General features: G+C 70.4%; 24 protein-coding genes. 15 read left to right on the forward strand and 9 right to left on the reverse strand.

What is annotated here, in order from left to right; genetic code table 11:
- Positions 1 to 7 precede the first annotated feature (7 nt).
- Positions 8 to 730, forward strand: coding sequence for a FadR/GntR family transcriptional regulator (locus ACFWHT_RS12560; RefSeq protein WP_378829006.1), 723 nt, complete (start codon positions 8 to 10; stop codon positions 728 to 730).
- A 6-nt stretch (positions 731 to 736) separates the two neighbouring features.
- On the opposite strand, the gene ACFWHT_RS12565 is transcribed toward ACFWHT_RS12560, so the two are convergent.
- The gene (locus ACFWHT_RS12565) at positions 737 to 1,804 is read right to left on the reverse strand and encodes a threonine aldolase family protein (RefSeq protein WP_378829008.1); all 1,068 of its coding nucleotides are present in this window, start codon (positions 1,802 to 1,804) and stop codon (positions 737 to 739) included.
- 50 nt (positions 1,805 to 1,854) lie between these two features.
- Here ACFWHT_RS12565 and ACFWHT_RS12570 point away from each other — a divergent pair, with 50 nt between their 5' ends.
- A complete protein-coding gene (locus tag ACFWHT_RS12570) occupies positions 1,855 to 3,366 on the forward strand; it encodes an MFS transporter (protein ID WP_378829010.1) in 1,512 nt (503 codons plus the stop codon).
- 18 nt (positions 3,367 to 3,384) lie between these two features.
- Here the strand turns inward: ACFWHT_RS12570 and ACFWHT_RS12575 are convergent, their stop codons facing one another.
- Positions 3,385 to 4,026, reverse strand: a complete 642-nt coding sequence (locus ACFWHT_RS12575; protein ID WP_378829012.1) for an SDR family NAD(P)-dependent oxidoreductase — start codon at positions 4,024 to 4,026, stop codon at positions 3,385 to 3,387.
- Between the two features lie 36 nt (positions 4,027 to 4,062).
- Positions 4,063 to 5,493 carry a DUF6421 family protein gene (locus ACFWHT_RS12580; RefSeq protein WP_378829014.1) on the reverse strand — a complete coding sequence of 477 codons (1,431 nt, stop codon included), beginning with the start codon at positions 5,491 to 5,493 and terminating at the stop codon, positions 4,063 to 4,065.
- A 73-nt stretch (positions 5,494 to 5,566) separates the two neighbouring features.
- Here ACFWHT_RS12580 and ACFWHT_RS12585 point away from each other — a divergent pair, with 73 nt between their 5' ends.
- The gene (locus ACFWHT_RS12585; protein ID WP_378829016.1) at positions 5,567 to 6,016 is read left to right on the forward strand and encodes an Lrp/AsnC family transcriptional regulator; all 450 of its coding nucleotides are present in this window, start codon (positions 5,567 to 5,569) and stop codon (positions 6,014 to 6,016) included.
- 40 nt (positions 6,017 to 6,056) lie between these two features.
- Positions 6,057 to 7,019 carry a 1,4-dihydroxy-2-naphthoate polyprenyltransferase gene (locus ACFWHT_RS12590; protein ID WP_378829019.1) on the forward strand — a complete coding sequence of 321 codons (963 nt, stop codon included), beginning with the start codon at positions 6,057 to 6,059 and terminating at the stop codon, positions 7,017 to 7,019.
- Between the two features lie 46 nt (positions 7,020 to 7,065).
- Here ACFWHT_RS12590 and ACFWHT_RS12595 read toward each other — a convergent pair whose 3' ends face one another.
- Positions 7,066 to 8,091, reverse strand: a complete 1,026-nt coding sequence (locus tag ACFWHT_RS12595; RefSeq protein ID WP_378829021.1) for a DUF5937 family protein — start codon at positions 8,089 to 8,091, stop codon at positions 7,066 to 7,068.
- 61 nt (positions 8,092 to 8,152) lie between these two features.
- On the opposite strand from ACFWHT_RS12595, the gene ACFWHT_RS12600 reads away from it, so the two are divergent.
- From ACFWHT_RS12600 to ACFWHT_RS12610, 3 genes are read left to right on the forward strand one after another with little or no spacing between them, the layout of a single operon-like run.
- Positions 8,153 to 8,509, forward strand: coding sequence for a cupin domain-containing protein (locus tag ACFWHT_RS12600; protein ID WP_378829023.1), 357 nt, complete (start codon positions 8,153 to 8,155; stop codon positions 8,507 to 8,509).
- 10 nt (positions 8,510 to 8,519) lie between these two features.
- Positions 8,520 to 8,837, forward strand: coding sequence for a DUF4287 domain-containing protein (locus ACFWHT_RS12605; RefSeq protein WP_378829025.1), 318 nt, complete (start codon positions 8,520 to 8,522; stop codon positions 8,835 to 8,837).
- Positions 8,838 to 8,839: 2 nt separating this feature from the next.
- Entirely contained in the window at positions 8,840 to 9,484 is a 645-nt protein-coding gene (locus ACFWHT_RS12610; protein ID WP_378829027.1) for a dihydrofolate reductase family protein, read from the forward strand.
- A 27-nt stretch (positions 9,485 to 9,511) separates the two neighbouring features.
- Here the strand turns inward: ACFWHT_RS12610 and ACFWHT_RS12615 are convergent, their stop codons facing one another.
- Positions 9,512 to 9,787, reverse strand: a complete 276-nt coding sequence (locus tag ACFWHT_RS12615; RefSeq protein ID WP_378829029.1) for a DUF4229 domain-containing protein — start codon at positions 9,785 to 9,787, stop codon at positions 9,512 to 9,514.
- A gap of 110 nt (positions 9,788 to 9,897) precedes the next feature.
- On the opposite strand from ACFWHT_RS12615, the gene ACFWHT_RS12620 reads away from it, so the two are divergent.
- Both ACFWHT_RS12620 and menD read left to right on the forward strand, forming a co-directional pair.
- Complete coding sequence (locus tag ACFWHT_RS12620) at positions 9,898 to 10,239, forward strand: PLDc N-terminal domain-containing protein (RefSeq protein ID WP_378829032.1); 342 nt, start codon at positions 9,898 to 9,900, stop codon at positions 10,237 to 10,239.
- Positions 10,236 to 11,906: a 2-succinyl-5-enolpyruvyl-6-hydroxy-3-cyclohexene-1-carboxylic-acid synthase gene (menD, locus tag ACFWHT_RS12625; protein ID WP_378829034.1), complete on the forward strand. Its 1,671-nt coding sequence runs from the start codon at positions 10,236 to 10,238 to the stop codon at positions 11,904 to 11,906. Before ACFWHT_RS12620 ends, menD begins: the two co-directional genes overlap by 4 nt.
- A gap of 15 nt (positions 11,907 to 11,921) precedes the next feature.
- Here the strand turns inward: menD and rmuC are convergent, their stop codons facing one another.
- A complete protein-coding gene (gene rmuC / locus ACFWHT_RS12630) occupies positions 11,922 to 13,490 on the reverse strand; it encodes a DNA recombination protein RmuC (protein ID WP_378829036.1) in 1,569 nt (522 codons plus the stop codon).
- Positions 13,491 to 13,546: 56 nt separating this feature from the next.
- On the opposite strand from rmuC, the gene ACFWHT_RS12635 reads away from it, so the two are divergent.
- Positions 13,547 to 14,401, forward strand: a complete 855-nt coding sequence (locus ACFWHT_RS12635) for a PPK2 family polyphosphate kinase (protein WP_378829038.1) — start codon at positions 13,547 to 13,549, stop codon at positions 14,399 to 14,401.
- A gap of 19 nt (positions 14,402 to 14,420) precedes the next feature.
- Here ACFWHT_RS12635 and ACFWHT_RS12640 read toward each other — a convergent pair whose 3' ends face one another.
- Positions 14,421 to 15,134 carry a class I SAM-dependent methyltransferase gene (locus ACFWHT_RS12640; protein WP_378829040.1) on the reverse strand — a complete coding sequence of 238 codons (714 nt, stop codon included), beginning with the start codon at positions 15,132 to 15,134 and terminating at the stop codon, positions 14,421 to 14,423.
- Positions 15,135 to 15,292: 158 nt separating this feature from the next.
- On the opposite strand from ACFWHT_RS12640, the gene ACFWHT_RS12645 reads away from it, so the two are divergent.
- From ACFWHT_RS12645 to ACFWHT_RS12665, 5 genes are all read left to right on the forward strand, one after another.
- Positions 15,293 to 15,883 carry a hypothetical protein gene (locus ACFWHT_RS12645; RefSeq protein WP_378829042.1) on the forward strand — a complete coding sequence of 197 codons (591 nt, stop codon included), beginning with the start codon at positions 15,293 to 15,295 and terminating at the stop codon, positions 15,881 to 15,883.
- Positions 15,884 to 15,926: 43 nt separating this feature from the next.
- Positions 15,927 to 17,192: an isochorismate synthase MenF gene (locus ACFWHT_RS12650; RefSeq protein WP_378829044.1), complete on the forward strand. Its 1,266-nt coding sequence runs from the start codon at positions 15,927 to 15,929 to the stop codon at positions 17,190 to 17,192.
- Between the two features lie 62 nt (positions 17,193 to 17,254).
- Complete coding sequence (locus ACFWHT_RS12655; protein ID WP_378829046.1) at positions 17,255 to 18,316, forward strand: polyprenyl synthetase family protein; 1,062 nt, start codon at positions 17,255 to 17,257, stop codon at positions 18,314 to 18,316.
- Between the two features lie 13 nt (positions 18,317 to 18,329).
- Positions 18,330 to 19,703 carry an FAD-dependent oxidoreductase gene (locus tag ACFWHT_RS12660; protein ID WP_378829049.1) on the forward strand — a complete coding sequence of 458 codons (1,374 nt, stop codon included), beginning with the start codon at positions 18,330 to 18,332 and terminating at the stop codon, positions 19,701 to 19,703.
- A gap of 30 nt (positions 19,704 to 19,733) precedes the next feature.
- Complete coding sequence (locus ACFWHT_RS12665) at positions 19,734 to 20,738, forward strand: alpha/beta hydrolase (RefSeq protein WP_378829051.1); 1,005 nt, start codon at positions 19,734 to 19,736, stop codon at positions 20,736 to 20,738.
- Here the strand turns inward: ACFWHT_RS12665 and ACFWHT_RS12670 are convergent.
- Both ACFWHT_RS12670 and ACFWHT_RS12675 read right to left on the reverse strand, forming a co-directional pair.
- Positions 20,723 to 21,370, reverse strand: coding sequence for a GntR family transcriptional regulator (locus ACFWHT_RS12670; protein ID WP_378829053.1), 648 nt, complete (start codon positions 21,368 to 21,370; stop codon positions 20,723 to 20,725). The genes ACFWHT_RS12665 and ACFWHT_RS12670 overlap by 16 nt on opposite strands.
- Positions 21,371 to 21,497: 127 nt before the next feature.
- Entirely contained in the window at positions 21,498 to 21,986 is a 489-nt protein-coding gene (locus ACFWHT_RS12675; RefSeq protein ID WP_378829055.1) for a YajQ family cyclic di-GMP-binding protein, read from the reverse strand.
- Positions 21,987 to 22,172 lie beyond the last annotated feature (186 nt).

The following is a 22,172-nucleotide window of genomic DNA, read 5'->3' on the forward strand; positions in this document are numbered from 1 at the left end:
AGCGCCGATGGGTGAGCAGGGCGACGCGCCGCACGACTTCTCGCGTGCCGTGCTGCAGCCGGTCTCCGGATATCAGGCGGTCGTCGGGTTCCTTCGACGCGAGATGGCCCTCGGCCGGATACAGCCGGGCGACCGGCTGCCACCCGAGCGCCGGCTCGCAGAGCAGCTGGGCGTCTCGCGGGAGACGCTGAGGCAGGCGCTGCGCATCCTGGAGGGCAGCGGTCAGATCGTCATCACTCGCGGCGCCTCCGGCGGAGCGATCGTGCAGGACGCAGCGCTCGATCCCCGGCTCATCCGCGAAGAGGTGCGCACGAGGGCGGCCGAGATCGGGGCGCTCACCGAGTTCCGCGAGATCGTCGAGTCGGGTGGTGCGGCGCTCGCGGCGGCACGCCGCACGGATGCCGACCTCGAGGCGATGGCCTCGGCGCAGAGCGACCTCGCAGCGGCGATCACGAAGGCGCAGTCCCGCGTCGCCGACACGGCCTTCCACCTCGCCCTGGCCGAAGCCTCAGGGAACGCGTTCGTGCGCGATGCGGTGGAGGAGGCGCGCGTGCGCATGTTCGAGCCGGTGGATCTGATGAGCTTCGACTTCGTGAAGGAGTCGAGCTGGCACGCGCACGAACTCATCCTCGACGCGGTGCGACGCGGCGAGGCACAGGCCGCCGACGAGGCGATGCGGGCGCACCTGCGGACCACGCGTGCGGAGTTCACCCGCGTCGTCGAGGGCTGACGCCGGTCAGGACGCGGTGAGGCGGCCGAGCTCGGCGACGAAGGCGTCGACGTCCGACTCCTGCGTGTCGAAGCTGCACATCCAGCGCACTTCGTTGCGCGAGGCATCCCAGTCGTAGAAGCGGAACGTCTCGCGCAGCCGGTCGGCGACACCGTCGGGCAGGGTGGCGAAAACCCCGTTCGACTGAGTGGGCTGGGTGAACTCGACGCCGCGGATGCTGCCGTCGGCGAGCCCCTGCTCGACCGCGGTGCGCAGGCGCTGTGCCATCGCGTTCGAGTGACGCGCGTTGCGCAGCCACAGGTCGCCTTCCAGCAGGGCGATGAGCTGCGCCGACACGAAGCGCATCTTCGAGGCCAGCTGCATGTTGTACTTGCGGCTGTAGACCAGTCCGTCGGAGGCTTCGGGGTCGAGCACCACGATCGCCTCGCCCAGCATCGCGCCGTTCTTGGTGCCGCCGAAGCTGAGCACGTCGACGCCGGCGTCGGTGGTGAAGGCGCGCAGCGGTGCGTCGAGGGCGGCGGCGGCGTTGGAGAGACGCGCGCCGTCGAGGTGCAGCCTCATGCCGCGCTGGTGCGCGTGCTCGGCGAGAGCCGCGATCTCGTCGACGGTGTAGAGAGTGCCGAGCTCGGTGGACTGCGTGATCGAGACGACCAGCGGCTGGGCGCGGTGCTCGTCGCCCCACCCCCACGCCTCGCGGTCCACGAGCTCGGGGGTGAGCTTGCCGTCGTCGGTGGGCACGGTGAGCAGCTTGAAGCCGCCGATGCGCTCGGGTGCGCCGCCTTCGTCGACGTTGATGTGCGCCGTGGTCGCCGAGATCACCGCGCCCCAGCGCGGAAGCATCGACTGCAGACCGGTGACGTTCGCGCCGGTGCCGTTGAAGACGGGGAACGCCTGAACGCCCTCGCCGAAGTGCCCGGCGAAGACCTCCTGCAGCCGTGCGGTGTACACGTCGCCGCCGTACGCGCCCTGGTGGCCGCCGGCGGCCTCCGAGATCGCGGCGAGCACCTCGGGGTGGATGCCGGAGTAGTTGTCGGATGCGAAGCCGCGGACGGCGGTGTCATGCAGAGCGCTCACCGTACAAGCCTAGGGCCTCGGCGCGGGCGGCTCACGGACGACCCTGTCGAATGTCGGCGGCGCTGGCTACTCTCGAATCCGTGAAGGGATCCATCCAGACGCGGGCGTTCGCGAACGTCCTCGTCAACACGCTCATCGCCAACGTGACGACGAGCTTCCTGTGGTTCGCGCTGACGTTCTGGGTGTACATCGAGACCCAGTCGGTGCTCGCCACGGGCGTCATCGGCGGGGCCTACATGCTGCTGATCGCCTTCTTCTCGATGGTGTTCGGCACGATCGTCGACCGGTACCGCAAGCACACGGTGATGGTGCTGTCCAGCGTCGTGTCGGCGGTCGCGTTCGTCGCGGCAGGTCTGCTGTACCTGTGGCAGCCCGAATCGGCTCTGCTCGACCTCGGCGGGCCGTGGTTCTGGCTGTTCGCCCTCGTCATCCTCTGCGGCGGCGTCATCGAGCAGTTGCGCAGCATCGCTCTGTCCACGACGGTCACGCTGCTCATCCCCGAGGAGAGGCGTGCGAACGCGAACGGTCTGGTCGGCACCGTGCAGGGCATCGCCTTCCTCATCACGAGCGTCTTCTCCGGCCTGTCGATCGGCTTCCTCGGCATGGGCTGGACGTTGGCGATCGCGGTCGCCGCGATGGTCCTGACCTTCGTGCACCTGTTGTTCGTGCGCATTCCCGAGCAGGCTCCGCAGCGCGATCCCCAGGCCCCGAGCGCCCTCGACTTCCGCGGCAGCGTCGCCGCGATCCGGCAGGCACCGGGACTGTTCGCGCTGATCGTGTTCTCCACCTTCAACAACCTGATCGGCGGCGTCTACATGGCGCTGATGGACCCGTACGGGCTGACGCTCTTCTCGGCGCAGATGTGGGGCATCGTGCTCGCGTTCGCGTCGACGGGCTTCCTGATCGGAGGGGCGCTGGTGGCGAAGTTCGGGCTCGGACGTCGCCCGGTGCGCACGATGCTGCTGATCGTGATCGCGATGGGCGTGCTGGGATCGGTCTTCATGCTGCGCGAGTGGTGGCCGCTGTTCGCGGTCGGCATGTGGCTGTACATGATGATGGTCCCGCCGGTCGAGGCGGCGGAGCAGACGGTGATCCAGAAGGTGGTGCCGTTCGCCAGGCAGGGCCGCGTGTTCGGCATGGCGCAGGCGATGGAGGCCGCCGCGGCTCCGGTCACGGCCTTCCTCATCGCGCCGCTCGCGGAGTTTTTGATCATCCCGTACATGCGCGGCGAGCAGGGGCGGATGGACTGGGGCTGGCTGCTCGGCGAGGGCGAGGCACGCGGTATCGCCCTTCTCTGCCTTTTCTCCGGTCTGATCATGGTGATCGTGGCGGGACTCGCCTTCCTGACCCGGTCGTACCACCGGCTCAGCGAACTGTACGAGCGGGCACCCGCCGACCCGGGGTCGATCGCCGGCGGTCCCGCCTCCGAAGGCGCAGACGTCGCCCAGGCCGACGTCGCGCTCGACCCGATCGCCGCCCGGGGAGGACGAGCCGACGACCAGCGCCCGGAGGGGCCCGACGGGTCGGCGGATCAGCCGCCGGAGACGCGCGAGTCCCGCTGATCTTGCGACGGGTGCTGATCAGAGCGTGATGACCGTGTCGTTGAGTTCGACGGCGTCCCGGTCCCACAGACCCACGACCGCGGTGGCCAGCGCCTCGGGCACGAGTGCGCCTTCGGCGCGGAAGACGACGGATGCCGCATGCAGCGGCTCACCGGCATCCCGGGCTCCCTTGGCGAAGCCGTGCGCGACGGCCCGCGCCCATGCCTCGGTCGCGGCCTTGACGGCGGCGTAGTTCGCCCCGCCCGCGAGCGGGCGGACGACGGCCTGCGAGGACACGACCGCGAAGCGGCCGGCATCCGATGCCCGGACGGCCGCGTCGAAGGCGCGGCTGGACGCACGCACGGCCTGCAGGGCGGGCAGCAGGGCGGCGAAGTCCTCATCGGTCTGCCCGGCGAGCCCGCCGCCTCCGCGCCAGCCCCCCACCAGGGGGAGGACCGCGTCGACGGCGCCGATCCGCTCAGCGAGCGCCGACATGTCCGCGAACGAGGTCGCGTCAGCGATCTCGGTCTGCGCGCCGGCATCCGCGAGAGGGGCCAGACGTTGCGCCGACCGGCCCGTCGCGATCACCCGGGCGCCGGCGGCGACCAGGGCGGCGGCGGTGGCGAGACCGGAAGCGCTGGTGGCACCGGCGAGCACGACGGTGCGTCCGGATGAGGTCATGAGCAACTCCTTCGGGGCGGGTCGGCGGCTCGCCGGTCAGTCGTCGGTGCCGCGGATTCCGACCGTCGACTCGATGACCGGCTTCATCTTCTTGTTCAGCGTCTCGAAGAACATCGACAGCGGGAACTCGTCGTCCATCACGGCGTCGGTGTAGCCCTTGGGGGCACCGGCGAGGATCTCGTCGCTCAGGCCGCGCGCCCACTGCGAAGCGGGGTGCGGGGTGAGCGTGCCGCGGACGAGCTCGTAGGCTGCGAGCCAGTGCGCGATCTTCGGGCGGTCGATCGAGTGCCAGTACAGGTCGTCGATCGCATCGCCCAGCGCCACCACGGCGTCGGGCACGTTGTCCCAGTCGAAGGCGAGCGCGGTGTCGGTCCAGTGCAGCACGCCGCGCTGGTGCAGCCAGGCGAACAGCAGCTGACCGCCGACGGCGTCGTAGTTGCGCGTGCGGTTGCCGGTGATGGCGAAGCGGAAGATCCGGTCGAAGATCACCGCGAACTGCACGAGGTGTGCGTACTCGTGCATCTCCCGCTCGGTCTCGGTGAGCGTCTCGCCGGCGGCGAGGCGGGCGTCGAACGCGCGCTCGATCTTCACCGACTCGCGGAACGCGGTCATGTCGCACCGCATCTCCTCCAGGGAGTAGAGGAAGAAGGGCATCCGCTGCTTGATCATGAAGGGGTCGAACGGCAGGTCGCCGCGCATGTGGGTGCGGTCGTGGATGATGTCCCACATCACGAAGGTCTTCTCGGTGACGTCCTGGTCATCGAGCATCTTCGCCGCGCGCTCGGGCAGTTCGAGGTTGGTGATCTCGGATGCCGCGCGCACGACGCGCCGGTAGCGGGCGGCCTCGCGGTCCTGGAAGATCGCACCCCACGTGAAGGAGGGGATCTCGCGCATGGCGACCGTCTCGGGGAACAGTACGGCCGAGTTCGTGTCGTAGCCGGGGGTGAAGTCGACCAACCGCAACGAGACGAACAGCTTGTTGCCGTAGTCGCCCGCCTCGAGCTCGGCGATGAACTCCGGCCAGATCGTCTCGACGATCAGCGCCTCGACCAGGCGGTCGCTCGAGCCGTTCTGGGTGTACATCGGGAAGACGACGAGGTGGCGGATGCCGTCGATGCGGTGCTGCTGAGGCTGGAACGCCATCAGCGAGTCGAGGAAGTCGGGCTCGGCGAAACCGCCGTCGGCCCAGCGCTGGAAGTCGATCACGAGCGCGTCGAGGTAGTCGGCATCGTGCGGGAAGGCCGGCGCGAGAGCGCGGATGCCCGCGATGATCGCCGCGACGTGCCCGGCTGCGGCCTCGCGATCGGCCTGCTCCGGCACCGACCCGTCCTGTACCTGCAGCGGGCGGAGGGCGATCGCGGCGTCCTTGAGCAGTTTCCAGGCGGAGCTCGTCTCGGCGGTCGACGCGTCCGCCACGACCTCGGGTTCGCCGATGACAGCCTGAGAGTTTGCGGTGATGAAGGACATCAGAACCTCCGATCCTGAGGAAACAACGGAAATTTTCCGACGAATGTCGGATACAACCACTATTATTCCAGTCATGGATGATTCTGTCGACCGCGAGATCCTTGCAGCCGTCTCCGAGGACGGACGGGTGACGCTCGCGCAGCTGTCCGAGCGCGTCGGTCTGTCGACCTCGGCGGTGCAGTCGCGGCTGAAGCGCCTCGAGACACGCGGCGTCATCACCGGCTATCAGGCGGTCCTCGATCCCGAGGCGGTGGGCGCCCCGCTCTCGGCCTTCATCGAGATCACCCCGCTCGATCCCGCGCAGCCGGACAACGCGCCCGAGCTGCTGGAGCATCTCACCGCCATCGAGGCGTGTCACTCCATCGCGGGCGATGCGGCCTACATGCTGTTCGTGCGGGTCGCCTCGCCCCGTGCGCTGGAGCAGCTCGTGCGCGACGTACGCATCGCAGCGAACGTGCGCACGCGCACGACCGTGGTCCTGCAGACCTTCTACGAGCGCCGCCCGATCGTGTCGCCTGCCTGACCGCGTCGGGCGTCATCGGCGTGGCCAGTAGGATGCCTGCGTGGCAGGATCCTCCAAGAGAACGCGCAAGCGCGCGTCGCAGCGCACCTCGGGCAACCCGGCCAGGCGTCCGGTGATCGAGCTCGGCCCGGTCACCGCGAAGGACTGGATCGGGGCCGCGCGCCTGCGCACCCTTCCCCTGGCGGTCGCCCCCGTGGTGCTCGGCACCGGCGCCGCGCAGGTCGTCGACCACCGCCTGCACGGGGTCATCGCCCTCGCCTGCCTGGCTGTCGCGGTCCTCCTGCAGATCGGTGTGAACTTCGCGAACGACTACAGCGACGGCATCCGCGGCACCGACGCCGAGCGCGTCGGCCCGGCCCGGCTCACCGCCTCCGGCCGGGTTCCCGCACGGCGCGTGCTGATCACCGCGCTGATCTTCTTCGCTCTCGCCGCCGTCGTGGGACTCGCGATCGTCATCCGCACGCAGCAGTGGTGGATGCTGGCCGTCGGCGCCCTGAGCATCGTGGCCGCCTGGTTCTACACGGGGGGGAAGCGCCCGTACGGCTACAACGCGATGGGCGAGCTGTTCGTCTTCGTGTTCTTCGGCCTGGTCGCCGTGCTCGGCACCACCTGGGTGCAGGCGCTCGCGCTGCCGGCCGAGGCCTGGCTCGCCGCCGTCACCGCGGGCCTGTTCGCCTGCGCCGTGCTGCTCGCCAACAATCTGCGTGACATCGACCAGGACCGCAAGGTCAGCAAGCGCACCCTCACGGTGCTCATCGGCCGGCGGGCCACGCAGGTGCTCTTCACCCTGTTCGTGCTGGCTCCGTTCGCCGTCACCGTCGTCTTCGCGCTGACTCTCTACCCCGTCGCCTGGCTGGTGCTGCTCGTGCTGCTCGCGGTGCTCCCCGCCGTGCTCATCGTGTGGACCTACCGGCAGCCCCGCGAGCTGATCATCGCGCTCAGTCTCACGTCGTTGTCGTCTCTCGCATACGCCGGCCTCACATACTGGGCCCTCGTCAGCTGACAGCCCGCCGAAGGACTGGCCGAAAGCGCGACCGGAGCGGCCGGGCTCACAGCGCTGCGCCGACGACCGCCTCGCCGAGCGGACTGCGCAGATGCAGCATCCGATTGCCCTCCCGCGTGCTCGTCACCAGGCCTGATGCGCGCAGCACTCCGAGGTGGTGCGACGCCGTAGACACGGCGATGCCCGCATCCGCCGCGACCTGCGACGTGGTGCGCGCGACATGCGCCGCGCGCAGGATCTCGGCGCGCGCCTCACCCATCAGCGCGGCCAGCGCCGACGCGGTGTCGACGTTGTCGCGCGCCCACCCTGCCGTCACCCCCTGCGCCGGATAGAACAGGGTCGGCTGCGCCGGCGGCTCGGTGAGCACCATGCAGCCTGTGGTGCCCATCACCGACGGCACGAGCACGAGACCGGATCCTCGGCAGTCGACGTCCTCACTGTGCCGTCGCAGCGAGACGCGCACCGCGTCGTCGCGCCAGCTCACTGCGGAGTGGATGCCGGATGCCATCCGTCCGATGCCCTCCGTCGTTATCGCGCGCGAGCGGACGGCGATGTCGGCACGCAGAATCCGCTCCAGCTGCGGCCAGATCGGAGCCAGTACTGCGTCCCAGACGCGCTCCCACGCCTCCGCGATCAGCTCCCTGGCGCGCTCCGGGTGCGCCTGCATCCGTCGCAGCGACGCCTGTCGCGCGCCCGTCGAGCGCAGCACCATCTTGCTGAGGTCCACGCGCATGCCCAGGACCTCGGCGTCGCGCAGTGCGGCCAGTTCGGCTTCCGGAGTCAGATCCCAGCGGGGTGCGGTGGTGAGGAAGTCCGGAAGGTAGCCGTCTGCGCCGACGAGGTCGGCGAGCAGGCCGAAGGCACCGTCGGGCATCCGATCGTGCGCCTCGCGCAGCCATCCCCAGTGCAGCGGATGCTGCGCAGGGCGCAGCAGCGCGCGCACCGCATGCACGAGCTCATGCCCGGGCGAGATGCCGAAGCGCACGGCTTGGATGTCGCCAGGAGTCAGCCGGAACTCCACCCGGTGATCCGGGTGCTCCTGCCCCTCGACCGGGGACGAGTTTCGATCCACATCGAAACTCTAGAGCGTCGCCCTGAGCCGCGGAAGAGTGAACAGGCACGAAAGGAGCACCATGGTCAACACACTCGCAGAGCCGACGCTGGTCCGCCCGCACGAGACCCTGCTGGGACGCGGCGTCAGCAGACGGTTCCAGGGCAGCGATCACGGCGCAGACGTTTCGTATTTCTACGTCGACAACCAGCCGGGCCAGGGCGCACAGCTGCACTGGCATCCTTATCCGGAGACGTGGGTCGTGCTCGAGGGTGACGTCACCTTCGTCATTGGCGATGAGCAGATCCACGCCACGGCCGGCGACACGGTCACCGGTCCTGCCTACGTCCCGCACACGTTCACCAACACCGGCGTCGGCACGATGCGCCTCATCGGCATCCACGCCTCCGCCGTCATCATCCAGACCGTCATCGACTGATCGGAGCACAATGTCCTTCCAGAGCTACCTCGACAACATCGAGACCAAGACCGGCCTCACACCCCGGCAGTTCATCGACATCGCATCCGAGCGCGGCTTCGGCGCGGGCACCAAGGCGACGCCCATCCTGGAGTGGTTGAAGAACGACTACGACCTCGGCCGCGGACACGGCATGGCGCTCGTGCACGTGATCACGAAGGGGCCGCAGATCAGCGACAAGCACGTCGGCGGCTCCGGTTCGCACGCTGACGCGTCTGACACGTTGTGGCTCGACGGCAAGGACACCAACCCTGCGACACTCGCAGCCGCCGGGAATCAAGGGCGCTGACGATGACCGTCAAGATCGACATGAACGTCTCGCTCGACGGGTACGCGACGACGACTGACCAGACGCCGGAGAACCCGATGGGCGAGGACTGGGGGCGACTGGTCGACGCCTACGTCTCCACGCGCACCATGCGCGAGCGGGTGCTCGGCGACACCTCCGGCGCCGGAACCACCGGCGTCGACGAGAAGTACGCGTCCCAGTACTTCGTGGGAACGGGCGCCGAGATCATGGGCGCGGGCATGTTCGGGCTGCACGCCTACGGCGATGATCCCGACTGGCGCGGCTGGTGGGGCGAAGACCCGCCGTTCCGTGTCCCTGTCCTCGTGCTCACGCACACCCCGCGCCCGGCGATCGAATTCGACAACGGAACCGTGTTCCACTTCGTGGACGCGTCGCCCCAGGAGGCGCTGGCGCGGGCATCCGAGCTCGCGGGAAGCGCCGACGTGCGTATCGGCGGAGGCGTCGATGTCGCGCGGCGGTTCCTTTCAGCGGGGCTCGTCGATCGAATGCACCTCGCCGTCGCACCGATCGTGCTCGGTCGCGGTGAAAGCATCTGGACGGGCCTGCGCGGGCTGGAGAGCGGCTACGAGGTCAGCAGCGAGGTCGCCGAGAGCGGTACGACACACATCACGTTCAAGCGCAGGTGATCGTCGCGGGTCGTGCGGATGCCGGCGTCAGGCGTCGGGGTTCGCCTGGTCCTCGATGTCCTCGTCCGTCTCACGCTTGCGCGAGGACGCGGCGCGCTTCTCGTAGATCTCACGCGAGCTCTGCGACAGGGGCGTGCGGAGGAAGAGCAGAGAGATGCTCATGCCGATCAGTGCGGCGAACAGCGCAGCGAGCCACCAGAACTCGCGGAAGATGGGGAAGAAGAACCACAGGATCGCCAGCGGCACGATGAACGCCAGCAACCGCAGCACGGTGTAGACGAGGAGGGGTGGCAGCTTCTTCACCTCGTCAGTCTACGAGCGGTCCCTAAGCGCGGGCTGAGCCGCCGGATCGCCGGCCCTGGCGCTTGCGCTCACCCGGGCCCGGGCGTGCCGGCGCGACCTACACTGGAGGCATGGCACGTTTCCTGATCATCGGCGGATTCCTCGCGGTGGTGTTCTGGGTGTACAGCATCGTCGACTGCGCCGTGCAGCCGGCATCGCGGCACCGTGGCGTGTCGAAGACCGCATGGGTCTTCATCGTGGTGCTGCTGCCGGTCATCGGGGGCATTCTGTGGTTCACCCTCGGGCGCCTGCGCCGGGGAGACGTCGACACCGGGTACGTCACCGGTCCCGATGACGATCCCGAAGCGCTGCGGCGGATGAGCACCGCCGAGCAGGACGCCCGCATCCGCGAGCTCGAGGCGGAGCTGGCGCGTCTGGACGACGAGTCCGACGGCGCGGATCCGCGCTCGTGACCGATTCGCCCGCGAGCGAGGCGGCGGCAGAGCTTCTCACCGGCCTCGTGGGGCGCGGTGTGCGCGATCTCGTGCTCTCACCCGGATCGCGCTCGCAGGCCCTCGCGCTCGCCGCGATCGCGCTCGCCCGCTCCGGTGCGCTGCGTGTGCACGTGCGGATCGACGAGCGGGTCGCCGGCTTCACCGCGCTCGGCATCGCCCGGGAGACCGGGCTTCCGGTTGCGGTCGTCTGCACTTCGGGCACGGCGGTCGGCAACCTGCTGCCCGCGACGATGGAGGCCTTCCACTCCGGCGTGCCGCTGGTGCTGCTCACCGCCGATCGGCCACCGGAGCTGCGGGCGATCGGTGCCAACCAGGCGACAGTGCAGCCGGGCATCTTCGGTCCGTTCGTGCGGTTCGCGGCGGACGCCGAGGTGCCGGCCGCACCCGACGGCACGCCCAGCTGGGCGCATCTCGCCGACCCGGCGCTCGCCGCAGCGCGAGGGGTCGCCGGCGCGGGACTTCCCGGCGTCGCCGGACCTGTGCACCTCAATCTTCCTGCGCGTGAGCCGCTGTCGGCCGCGGCTGACTTCTCCGCTCCCTCGGGCTCGGCGCCCGCCCTGCCGGCTCCGGCGCCGACCGTGCTCGAACGCGGCCCGCGGACGGTCGTGATCGCCGGAGCGGACGCCGGACCGGATGCCGAGGGACTCTCGCACGACGGTGGGTGGCCGCTGATCGCCGAGGTCGTCAGCGGCGCCCGGTACGGTCGCCTGCTCGTGCACGGGTATCGTGCGCTGCTTCGCGACGAGTCGCTGGGAGGGCGGATCGAGCGCGCCGTCGTCTTCGGGCATCCGACCCTCAGTCGCGAAGTCGCGGCGCTGCTGGCGCGCACCGACGTGGACGTGGTCGCCGTGCGCCGCGGAGGCGAGGAGCTGAACCTCAACGGGCGAACACGCGCGGTGGCGGCGGCCGCCGTGGCCGAGGGTCCGGCTGATCGGCTGTGGCTCGGGGCGTGGATGAACGCCTCGGCGGCCGCAGCCGTCGACCTGAGCGCGCCCGCGCCGGATCAGGACGGGCTGTATTCGGACGACAGGGCGGCCCGTCTCGGAGCCGTGCGCGCGGAGCTCGACGCCGTGCGACGGCGCGTCGACCGCGAACTCCTGGCGGATGCCGTGTGGCGGGCGACGTGGCCGCATGACCGGCTCGTGTTCGGGTCGTCCCGGCTCGTGCGGGTGGCCGATCAGGTGCTCGGTGGCAAGAAGGTCCCCGTGCACGCCAATCGCGGTCTCGCGGGCATCGACGGCACGATCGCCACGGCGATCGGCATCGCCACGGCCAGCCAGGCCGAAGGCGCACCGGGTGTGACGCGGGTGCTGCTCGGCGATCTCGCGTTCCTGCACGATGTGGGCGCGCTGCTGCTGCCGCCGGATGAGCCGCGCCCTCGCATTCAGGTCGTCGTCGGCAATGACGGCGGCGGCTCGATCTTCGACGGGCTCGAGGTGGCCGCCACCGCTCCGAAGGCCGATCTCGACCGCGCGTTCTACACCCCGCATGCCGCCGACCTGCGAGAGATCGCGGCGGCCTACGGCTGGGACTTCGCTCGGGCCACGACCCGCTCCGCGCTGGATCAGGCGCTCACCTCGCCCGTCACAGCACCGCAGATCATCGAGGTCCCGCTGGAGCGATGACCCGTCGGCGGCGCGTCACTCCAGGCGCTGGGTGACATCGCCGAGATCGGCGCTGGCATAGCGCTCGTCCTCGATGTCGGCGGCCGGTGCGGCGTCGTACAGGTCGCTCTTCTGCGGGGCGATCGCGAGCGCTTCGACCGGAGACGTGTCGCCGAGCACGTCGTCGAGGCCCTGCAGGGCGCTGAACCGGCGGGCCTGCGTGACGACGTTGCGATCCAGGGAACCCGCGAAGCGGTTGTAGGCGTCGACCGTGGAGTTCAGGCTGCGCCCGAGCTTGGCGAGATGCTGGCCGAGCGTGCCCAGGCGCTTGTGCAGCTCCTTCCCGACCGTGAAGATCTGCTGCGCCTCCTGCGCGAGCTGGTCCTGACGCCAGGCGTGGCCGACCGTGCGCAGCAGCGCGATGAGCGTCGACGGCGTGGCGATCACGACGTTCCGCTCGAACGCGTACTCGTAGAGCGTCGCGTCCTGGTCCAGTGCGGCCGCGAGGAAGGGCTCGGCCGGGACGAACATCACCACGAACTCGGGCGAGCCGGCGACCACGTCCCAGTACTGCTTCGCTCCGAGGTCGTCGATGTGCTTGCGCAGATGCCGGGCGTGCGCCTGCAGCCGCTGCGAGCGGACGGCGTCGTCGGTCGCCTCCATCGCCTCGAGGTAGCCGCTGAACGCCACCTTCGAGTCGACGACCACGCGCTTGTCGCCCGCGAGGTGCACGACCAGGTCGGGGCGCAGGGCTCCGTCATCCGTGGCGTGGTGCAGCTGCTCGTCGAAGTCGACGTGGTTGACCATGCCCGAGACCTCCACCACGCGGCGCAGCTGCAGCTCGCCCCAGCGCCCCCGCACCTGCGGCGCCCGGAGGGCGTTGACGAGGTTGCGGGTCTCGGAGCCGAGGGTCTCGGAGGACTGACGCATGAACTGCAGCTGCTCGGTGAGCGCCGCGTTCGCCTCGAGGCGGGCGCGCTCGGCGCTGGTCATCTCGGTCTTGACCGTGTCGAGCGTCTTCTGGATGGGCTCGATCAGCTGCTGCACGGCGTCCTGTCGCTTCTGCAGCTCGGCCGCGCCCTCGCTGTGGCTGCGCTTGAGTCGCTCCTCCGCCTGTTCCAGAAACGCTCGGGTGTTCGCCTCGAGGGCCTTCCTGCTCAGCGCGTCGAACTCGTCGGACAGTCGCTTCTGATCGGCTCTCAGCTCGTCGAGCCGCTCAGCGGCGCGGGCGCGCTCGGCGGCGACATCGGCATCCGCCTCCTGGCGCACCTCCGCGAGGCGCCGCACGTGCTCGGCGCGAGCCTCTGCCAGGCGCGCCGCGGCCTCGTCCTTCGCGCTCGCCACGGCAGCCTCACCCCGTTCTCGGGTCTCGGCGACCCGGCGCTCCCCGAGGGCGCGCTCCTCCTGCACCCGGGAGGACACCTGTTCGCGCAGCGCCTCGGCCTCCCTCTCCAGCGCGCCGACACGCAGGCGCGCCGCCTCGGCATCCGCGCGGCCGGCGGCATCGGTCGAGCGACCGCGCTGGGTGCCGATCATGAAGCCCAGCCCGCCCGCCAGAGCCGCGGCGATCACCGCGACGACGATCACGAGAAGCGAAGTGTCCATGCGCCGATTGTGGCGGGGGCCACCGACATCCGGCCGATCCCGGGCATGATGTCTGCATGGAAGAGCACAGGTGGACGTCACGGCCGGGTGAGCTCCTGCGTGCCGAGGAGGGCTTCCGACTCGACGCCGTCGACCCGGGCTCGCACCCCGGTTTCGGCGGCGACAAGGTCGCGGGAAAGCGGGAGCTGGCCCGCAGGCGGGAGGTCCTGGGTGATCTGCAGGAGCGCCTCTTCGCCGCCTCACGCGCGGGTGAGGCGAAGGGTGCGGTGCTCCTCGTGCTGCAGGCGATGGACACGGCGGGGAAGGGCGGCATCGTGCGCCACGTCGTCGGCGGTGTCGATCCGCAGGGCGTGGAGCTCGCCGCATTCAAGGCGCCCACCCCTGAGGAGCGGGCTGAGGACTTCCTGTGGCGCATCGAGAAGCGCCTGCCGCAGCCGGGGTTCATCGGGGTCTTCGACCGCTCCCATTACGAGGACGTCCTCATCGGCCGGGTGCGGGGGCTCGCCGACGCCGCCGAGATCGAGCGCCGGTACGGCGCGATCGTCGAGTTCGAGCGCCGCGTCGCGGCATCCGGCGTCCGCATCGTCAAGGTCATGCTGCACATCTCGCGCGACGAGCAGAAGCAGCGGCTCGCCGAGCGCCTCGAGCGCCCCGACAAGCACTGGAAGTACGACCCGGGCGACATCGACGAGCGGATGCGGTGGGACGACTACATGGCCGCCTACCAGCTGGTCATCGAGCGCACATCCGCACCGCTCGCGCCATGGTACGTCGTCCCGGCGGACAGCAAGTGGTACGCCCGGCTCGCGGTGCAGGAGCTGCTCATCGACGCGCTGCAGGACATCGACCCGCAGTGGCCGAAGGCCGACTTCGACGTCGAGGCCGAGAAGCGGCGCCTCGCCGCGAGCTGAGTCCGGCGAGAGGGACGACTCAGGAGAGCGGCTTGCGGGCGCGGTGCAGGGCGACGATCCCGAACGTCAGGTTGCGATACTCGACGTCGGTCCAGCCCGCCTCGCGGATCCAGGCCGCCAGCGTGCGCTGGTCGGGCCAGTCGCGGATGGACTCGTTGAGGTAGTCGTATGCGTCGCCGTTGGTGCCGGCGATGCGCGCCACGCGGGGGAGCACCTGCGCGTTGTAGAAGCGGTACAGGCCACGGAACAGCCTGCCCGGAGGTGTGGAGAACTCGTTGATCACCAGGCGCCCGCCCGCCCTGGTGACCCGGAACAGTTCCGCGAGCGCCTTCTTCGGCTCCTGCACGTTGCGCAGCCCGTAGGACATCGTGACGGCGTCGAACTCGCCGTCGCCGAACGGCAGATCGGTGGCATCCGCCTCGACGAAGGTGATGTTGGGCAGGTGGCCGTGCCTGCGCCGGCCCTCCGCCAGCATCCCGGGGGAGAAGTCGGCGGCGACGACCTGCGCTCCGCTGCCGGCGAGGGAGGCCGAGGACGACGCCGTGCCCGCGGCGAGGTCGAGGATGCGCTCGCCGCGCTTCGGATCGACCGCGCGGGTGGTCGCGGCGCGCCAGAGCGCGTCGTTGCCGAAGGTCATCACGGTGTTGGTGCGGTCGTAGCCGGCGGCGACCTGGTCGAACATGCCGCTGACGTGCGAGGGATCTCTGCCGAGGTCGGCGCGATTCGGCTCCATGATCCGATCCTAGGCGCGTCCGCCCGGCGCCTGCCGCCCCGAGCCTTCACCGGGCGGCTCGGAACACGGATGTCGGCGCGACTCGGGGGATCCTGCCGACATCCGTGTTCTGCGCCGGCATCCGTCGGGCGGCGGATGCCGGGGCATAGACTCGCCGGGTGAGCGAGAGCCGTCCCGAACCCGGAACCCCGATGATCGTCCAATGGCGCAAGTGGGACGGTTCGCCGCACTGGGCGAACGAGGTCGTCTATCTCGGCCAGGATCGGTGGGGCGTCTGGGTGGGCCAGCCGACCGGATGGCGCAACACCCGCCCGGGCCGCGAGTTCGCGGCACCCGGCCCGAACGTGACCCTCATCCCGCATCCGGATTCCGTGCGCGGCGCAGCCGATCTGGCCCTCACGGTGAACAGGCGTCATCCCAAGGGGATGCGCATCTACATCGACCTCGCGTGGGATCTGCGCTGGACGGGCCCGGCGGATGCCGAGGACGACCTGCCCGTCCTCGCCCGCGGCATCGACATGGATCTCGACGTCGTGCGCGTCGAGGGGGAGCGCGGCACCTGGGTCGACGACCGCGACGAGTGGGCCGAGCACCTGGTGCGGTACGGCTACCCGGCCGACGTGATCGCCCACCTGGAGTCGCTCGCTCTGGACCTGGAGGAGCGGGTGCGCGCCCGGGTGGCGCCGTTCGACGACGCCACCGCGGATGCCTGGCTCGACCGCCTCGAGGCCCTGGGTCTCGAGCGCTGACGCTCCGGCATCCCGGTCGTCCGCTCACAAGTAGGCTGGACGGGTGAGCAGCATCCGCCTGGTCGCGCAGACCCGCGAGATCCCACCCGTCGACGATCTGCTGTCACATGCCTCCGCCGCAAGGCCCCTCGCCTGGTTGCGCCGCGGCGAGGGGATGGTGGCGGCAGGCGACGATGCGGCGGCGGTCGTCCGCATCCCCGGCGGCGGCGATCGGCGGCGTTCGGATGCGCTGGCCGACGCGTGGCGCGACATCGCCGAATCCGCCGTCATCGACGACCCCGTCGGCCTGAACGGCACCGGGCTCGTCGCGTTCGGAGCGCTCGTCTTCGACGAGCGCTCGGCGGCGGAGAGCATCCTCGTCGTCCCGCACACCGTGATCGGTCGCCGCGACGGGCGCAGCTGGATCACCCGCATCCGCACGGCGGACACGGATTTCGCCCCGGTCCCCGACCCGATCGCGAACGGCCCGCACTGGGCCGGGCGGGTCGGCCCGGGCGCGCAGAACCCGCAGGGCTACCAGGATGCCGTGCGCCAGGCGCTCGACGAGATCTCGGCGGGCGAGTACGGCAAGGTCGTTCTCGCCCGCGACCTCGCCGGCACCGTGCCGGGAGACGCCGACCTGCGCCGGCTCGTACGCGCCCTGTCCACCGGGTACCCGGATACGTGGACCTTCGCGGTCGACGGCCTCATCGGCGCCAGCCCCGAGACGCTCGTGACGGCGCACGCACGGACGGTGACCGCGCGAGTGCTCGCCGGCACCATCGCGCGCGGTGCCGACCCGGCAGAGGACGCCGTGGCGTCCGCTGCGCTCGCCGCCAGCGCCAAGGACCTCTCCGAGCACCGCTACGCCGTGCAGAGCGTGCTCGCCACGCTGCGTCCGCACGCCCGGGCGCTGACCGCCGGCGATCGGCCGTTCGTCCTGGAGCTGCCGAACCTCTTCCACCTCGCGACCGACGTCGAGGGCGCCCTTGACGACAGTGCATCGGCGCTGGACCTGGTCGGCGCCATGCATCCCACCGCGGCCGTCGCCGGGACGCCGACGGACGCCGCGATCGAGGCGATCCGCCGGCTCGAGCCCTTCGACCGCGGGCGCTACGCCGGCCCCGTCGGCTGGATCGATGCGGCGGGCGACGGCGAGTGGGCGATCGCCCTGCGCTGCGCCCAGTTCGCGGATGCTCCGGACGCCGAATCCGGGGCGCGCCGGGTCACCGCCTATGCCGGCGCGGGCATCGTCGCGGGCAGCGACCCCGAGTCGGAACTGCTCGAGACCAGGGTGAAGTTCCGTCCGCTGGTCGACGCCCTCGCCTGAGTGCCGAGCGGCCGCACAGCGGCACGAACGTCGACGGGTGCGGGCGCAGGTAGGCTGGAAGCGTGACTTCGAGCCCCGCTTCCCCGGGCACGCGACTGGCGAGCCGACTCGGCTTCAGCGACCGCGTCTTCCTCGGTCCCGCCGCCCGACACATCGCATCGCGCATCGAGGAGGGTCTGGAACTCGTCGAGGCGGGTCTCGCCGACGAGCTGAAGGTCGCCGACCCGGTCGCGGACGCAGCGGCGCGCTACCTCTACGAGGCCGGCGGCAAGCGCATCCGCCCGGTGCTCACGCTGCTCGCAGCCCAGCTGGGCGAGGGGAACATCCCCGCGGTCATCGACGTCGCCAAGGCGCTCGAGCTCACCCATCTCGGCTCGCTGTACCACGACGACGTCATGGACGGCGCCGACACCCGGCGCGGCGTGCCGGCGGCCCACGGGGTGTGGGGCAACAACGTCGCGATCCTCACGGGCGACATCCTGTTCTCGCGCGCCAGCCAGATCATGTCCCGCTACGGCGAGCGCGCCATGCGGCTGCAGGCCGACACGTTCGAGCGCCTGGTGCTCGGGCAGATGCACGAGACGGTCGGCGCGCAGCAGGGCGACGACCCGATCGGGTTCTACCTGCAGGTGCTCGCCGACAAGACCGGCTCCCTCATCGCCGCCGCCACGCAGGGCGGCGTGATCTTCTCCGATGCGCCCGCGGAGTTCGAGGAGCCCATGCGCGTGTACGGCGAGAAGGTCGGGGTCGCCTTCCAGCTGCTCGACGACGTGATCGACCTGTCGGCGGATGCCGAGGAGACCGGCAAGGTGCCGGGCACGGACCTGCGCGCGGGCGTTCCGACCATGCCATCGCTGCTGCTCAGCACCGGCACCGCACCCGCCGACGTCGACCTGGCCCGCCGTATCGAGGCGGGCGTCGCCCGCATCGCCGACGGCGAGGATCCCGCGATCCTCGACGGTCCGCTCGCCGAGCTGCGCGATCACGCGGCCACCGCACGCACCCTGGAACTCGCCCGCACCTGGACCACCGACGCCATCGCGGCGCTCGAGCCGCTGCCTAAGGGCACGGTGCGCGACGCGCTGACCCGGTTCGCGGACACCCTCGCTGATCGCAGCAGCTGACGGAAGGAACCCCATGACGAAGCTCAAACTGGCCATCGTCGGGGCGGGACCGGCGGGCATCTACGCCGCCGACATCCTGCTCAAGGCCGAGCGCAAGTTCGACGTCTCCATCGACCTGTTCGAGCAGCTGCCCGCACCCTATGGACTCGTCCGCTATGGCGTGGCTCCCGATCACCCGCGGATCAAGGGCATCATCACGGCGCTGCGCGACGTGCTCGACCGCGGCGACATCCGTCTGTTCGGCAACGTGCGCTTCGGCACGGACCTCACCCTCGACGACCTCAAGCGGCACTACAACGCCGTCATCTTCGCGACCGGCTCGGTGCGCGACGCCGGGCTCGACATCCCGGGCATCGACGCCGACCACTCCTTCGGCGCCGCCGACTACGTCAGCTGGTTCGACGGGCATCCCGACGTGCCCCGCGACTGGACGCTGGATGCCGAGTCGGTCGGCGTCATCGGCAACGGCAACGTCGCGCTCGATGTCGCCCGGATGCTCGCGAAGCACGCCGACGACCTGCTCGTCACCGAGGTGCCCGAGAACGTCTACCAGGGGCTGAAGGCGAGCCGGGTGACGGACGTGCACGTGTTCGGTCGTCGCGGACCCGCTCAGGTGAAGTTCACGCCGCTCGAGCTGCGCGAGCTCGGCGAGCTGCGCGACGTCGACATGGTCGTGTACGACGAGGACTTCGACTACGACGAAGCGTCCAAGGACGCCGTGTCCAGCAACAAGCAGGTCATGGTGATCGATCGGATCCTGCAGTCCTGGCGCAAGCGCGACTCCGTCAACAACGCCGGCGGAACGGCGTCCCGTCGCCTGCACATGCACTTCTGGGCCCGCCCGGTCGAGGTGCGCAAGGACGAGAACGGCCGTGTCGCGGCGCTCGTCTACGAGCGCACGGCGTCGGACGGCGCCGGCGGCGCAGTGGGCACCGGCGAGCTGCGCGAGATCGCCATGCAGAGCCTGTACCGTGCGGTCGGCTACTTCGGCTCGCCGCTTCCCGGCGTGCCCTTCGACAAGAAGCACGGCGTGATCCCGAACCGCGAGGGACAGGTGCTCGAGGCCAAGTCGAACCAGCGGGTGCCCGGCATCTACGCGACGGGCTGGATCAAGCGGGGCCCGGTGGGCCTGATCGGCCACACCAAGTCGGATGCCATGGAGACGGTGCGCCACCTGATCAACGATCAGGGCTCCTGGTGGCAGCCGGAGGACCCCTCCGAGGAGGCCATCCCCGCCCTGCTCGCCGAGCGCGGCGTGTCGTGGACCGACCTGGAGGGCTGGCACCGCCTCGACGAGCACGAGATCTCCCTGGGCGCCCCGCACGAGCGGGCGCGCATCAAGCTCGTGCCGCGTGAGGACATGGTGAAGGTCTCGCGCGGGGAGTGATCGCGCGGACCGGTCGCTAGGGTGTCTCGCATGGGCGAGTGGGCTCCTGATGTGCTCGGCGACGGGTTCGAGCAGCTGACGCTGACGTTGGAGCCGGATGCCGAGGGCGAGGTCGTCGCGACGGTGGTGCGTGCGCTTCCGCCGGTCAGACGGTGGTGGCGGCTGCACGACAGCCGCCCGCTGGCCGACGTCGACGTGCTGTACGTGCACGGCTGGTCGGACTACTTCTTCCAGAAGCGGCTCGCGCGGTTCTGGACCTCTCGCGGAGCGCGCTTCTTCGCTCTCGATCTGCGCAGGTACGGGCGGAGCCTGCGGCCGGGGCAGACGCCCGGGTACATCACCGACCTCGGGGAATACGACGCCGACATCGCCGCGGCTCTGGCCGCGCGAGGCGATGTCACGGGCCGCCGGCTGGTGCTGCTGGGCCACTCGACCGGCGGGCTCGTCCTCAGCCTGTGGGCGTCACGGCATCCGGGTGAGGCGGATGCCGTCGTCCTCAACTCGCCGTGGCTGGAGTTCCAGCTCGGCGCCGCGCGCGCGGCGATCGCGCCGGTCGTGGGGCTGCAGGCGCGCTGGTGGCCCAAGGACGCCGCGCCGCAGATCGATCTGGGCTTCTACACGCGCGCGCAGAACGAGGTGGCCGACCTCGACGACCCGATGGAGATCGACCTGGCCTGGCGGCCGGAGCAGAGCATGACCGTGCACGCCGCCTGGCTGCACGCGATCCTGGAGGGTCACCGGGCCGTGTCCGCGGGGCTGAACATCGAGGCGCCGGTGTGCGTGCTTCTCTCGGCGCGCACGGCGGTGCCGACCCGCTGGTCGCCCGAGCTGACGCGTGCCGACAGCGTGCTCGTCGTCGACGACATCGCCCGGGCCGCGCTCAGGCTGGGGCGATCGGTGACCGTCGAGCGGATCGACGGCGCGCTGCACGACGTCTTCCTGTCGCGGCGCGAGGCGCGGAACGAGGCGTACGACCGGTTGGGGCGCTGGGTCGCCGGTTGGGCGGCGACCGCGGGCGCTCAGTCCACGCCGTAGATCACCCGGCAGGCGTGCTCGGCGGCATCCGCGTCTCTCACTCGCAGCGCCTCGGTCAGCGCGGCGCACCCCTCGATCAGGCGCGGTCGGTGCTCGGGCGAGATGGCGTGTCCGCGCAGCGCCCTGGCCAGCGCGATGCTGGCATCGTCGACGAGGGACTGCTGCAGGTGGTTGCCCGTGCGGACGGCGAGATACCCGATGGCCTCCCGGCGGGCCTGGGAGCAGGCGGCGGGATCGTCGACGGCGTCCGCGATCCGCGCGATCAGCGACGACACCTCATCGAGCTCCGCATCCGTCAGCCGCGGACAGGACAGGCGCACGACGATCCCGGCCTGAAGGCCGGCGAAGGCGTGCGCCGTGCGCACCGAGTCGGGCGTCAGCTCGCTGACCTCGGTGAAGCGGCTGGGATACATCATCACGAGCCCGATGCGCTCCAGTCGCTGCAGCGCCTCGCGCACCGGGGTGCGCGACACGGCCAGCTCGCTCGCGAGGTCCGCGTCGCGGATGCGGGTGCCGGGTGGCAGCTCGCCGCTCGCGATCCGCTCGCCGATCAGGTGGAACAGGCCCTCTGCGAGCAGCTGCTTCTTCGCCGTGATCTCCGCAGTCCCCAACCGCTGATGTTCGACGTGCACCGTCGCCCCTCTCCCCAGAATGCGCTCGAGGTGCCCCTAACACCTCGCCCCAGCTCTACACGCTGCACTCTACCGGCTCGCCCGACACCGTCGGCTGGGAGCCGCCGTCGATGGGATGCGGCGGATGTCAGCGATAGTTGATGAACTGCAGGTCGATGTCGAGATCGCTGCTCTTGAGGAGGGCGATCACGGACTGCAGGTCGTCGCGGCTCTTGGACTGCACGCGCAGCTCGTCGCCCTGGATCTGGCTCTTGACCCCCTTGGGGCCTTCGTCACGGATGATCTTGCCGATCTTCTTGGCGTTCTCGCTGGAGATGCCGTCCTTCAGGCTCGAGACGATGCGGTACTCCCTGCCGCTGGCGACGGGGTCACCGGACTCCAGGCTCTTCAGCGAGATGCCGCGCTTGATGAGCTTCGACTGGAACACGTCGAGCACGGCCTTCGCGCGCTCCTCGGAGTTCGCGACGATGAGGATCTGCTCGCCGCTCCAGGAGATCGAGGCGCCGGTGCCCTTGAAGTCGTAGCGCTGCTCGACCTCCTTGCGGGCCTGGTTGAGGGCGTTGTCCGCCTCCTGGTGGTCAACCTTGGACACGATGTCGAACGAAGAGTCAGCCATGCCGGAAGTCTACCGATCCCGCCTCCGCCGCGCCGATCCGAACGCACGTCAGCGTCTGCATCGTGGTGACCCGCACGGGGGATTCGCCATCGCTGCGGCGCTCAGACTGAGCAGTCGGTCCCGGTATCCGCTCGCCTCGGCCCTCCAGGTCGCAGTTTGCCCCGGTATGCTCTCGCCTCACCCGCC

The organism is Microbacterium sp. NPDC058342, assembly GCF_042723935.1.
In the GTDB taxonomy this organism is placed as follows: Bacteria; Actinomycetota; Actinomycetes; order Actinomycetales; family Microbacteriaceae; genus Microbacterium.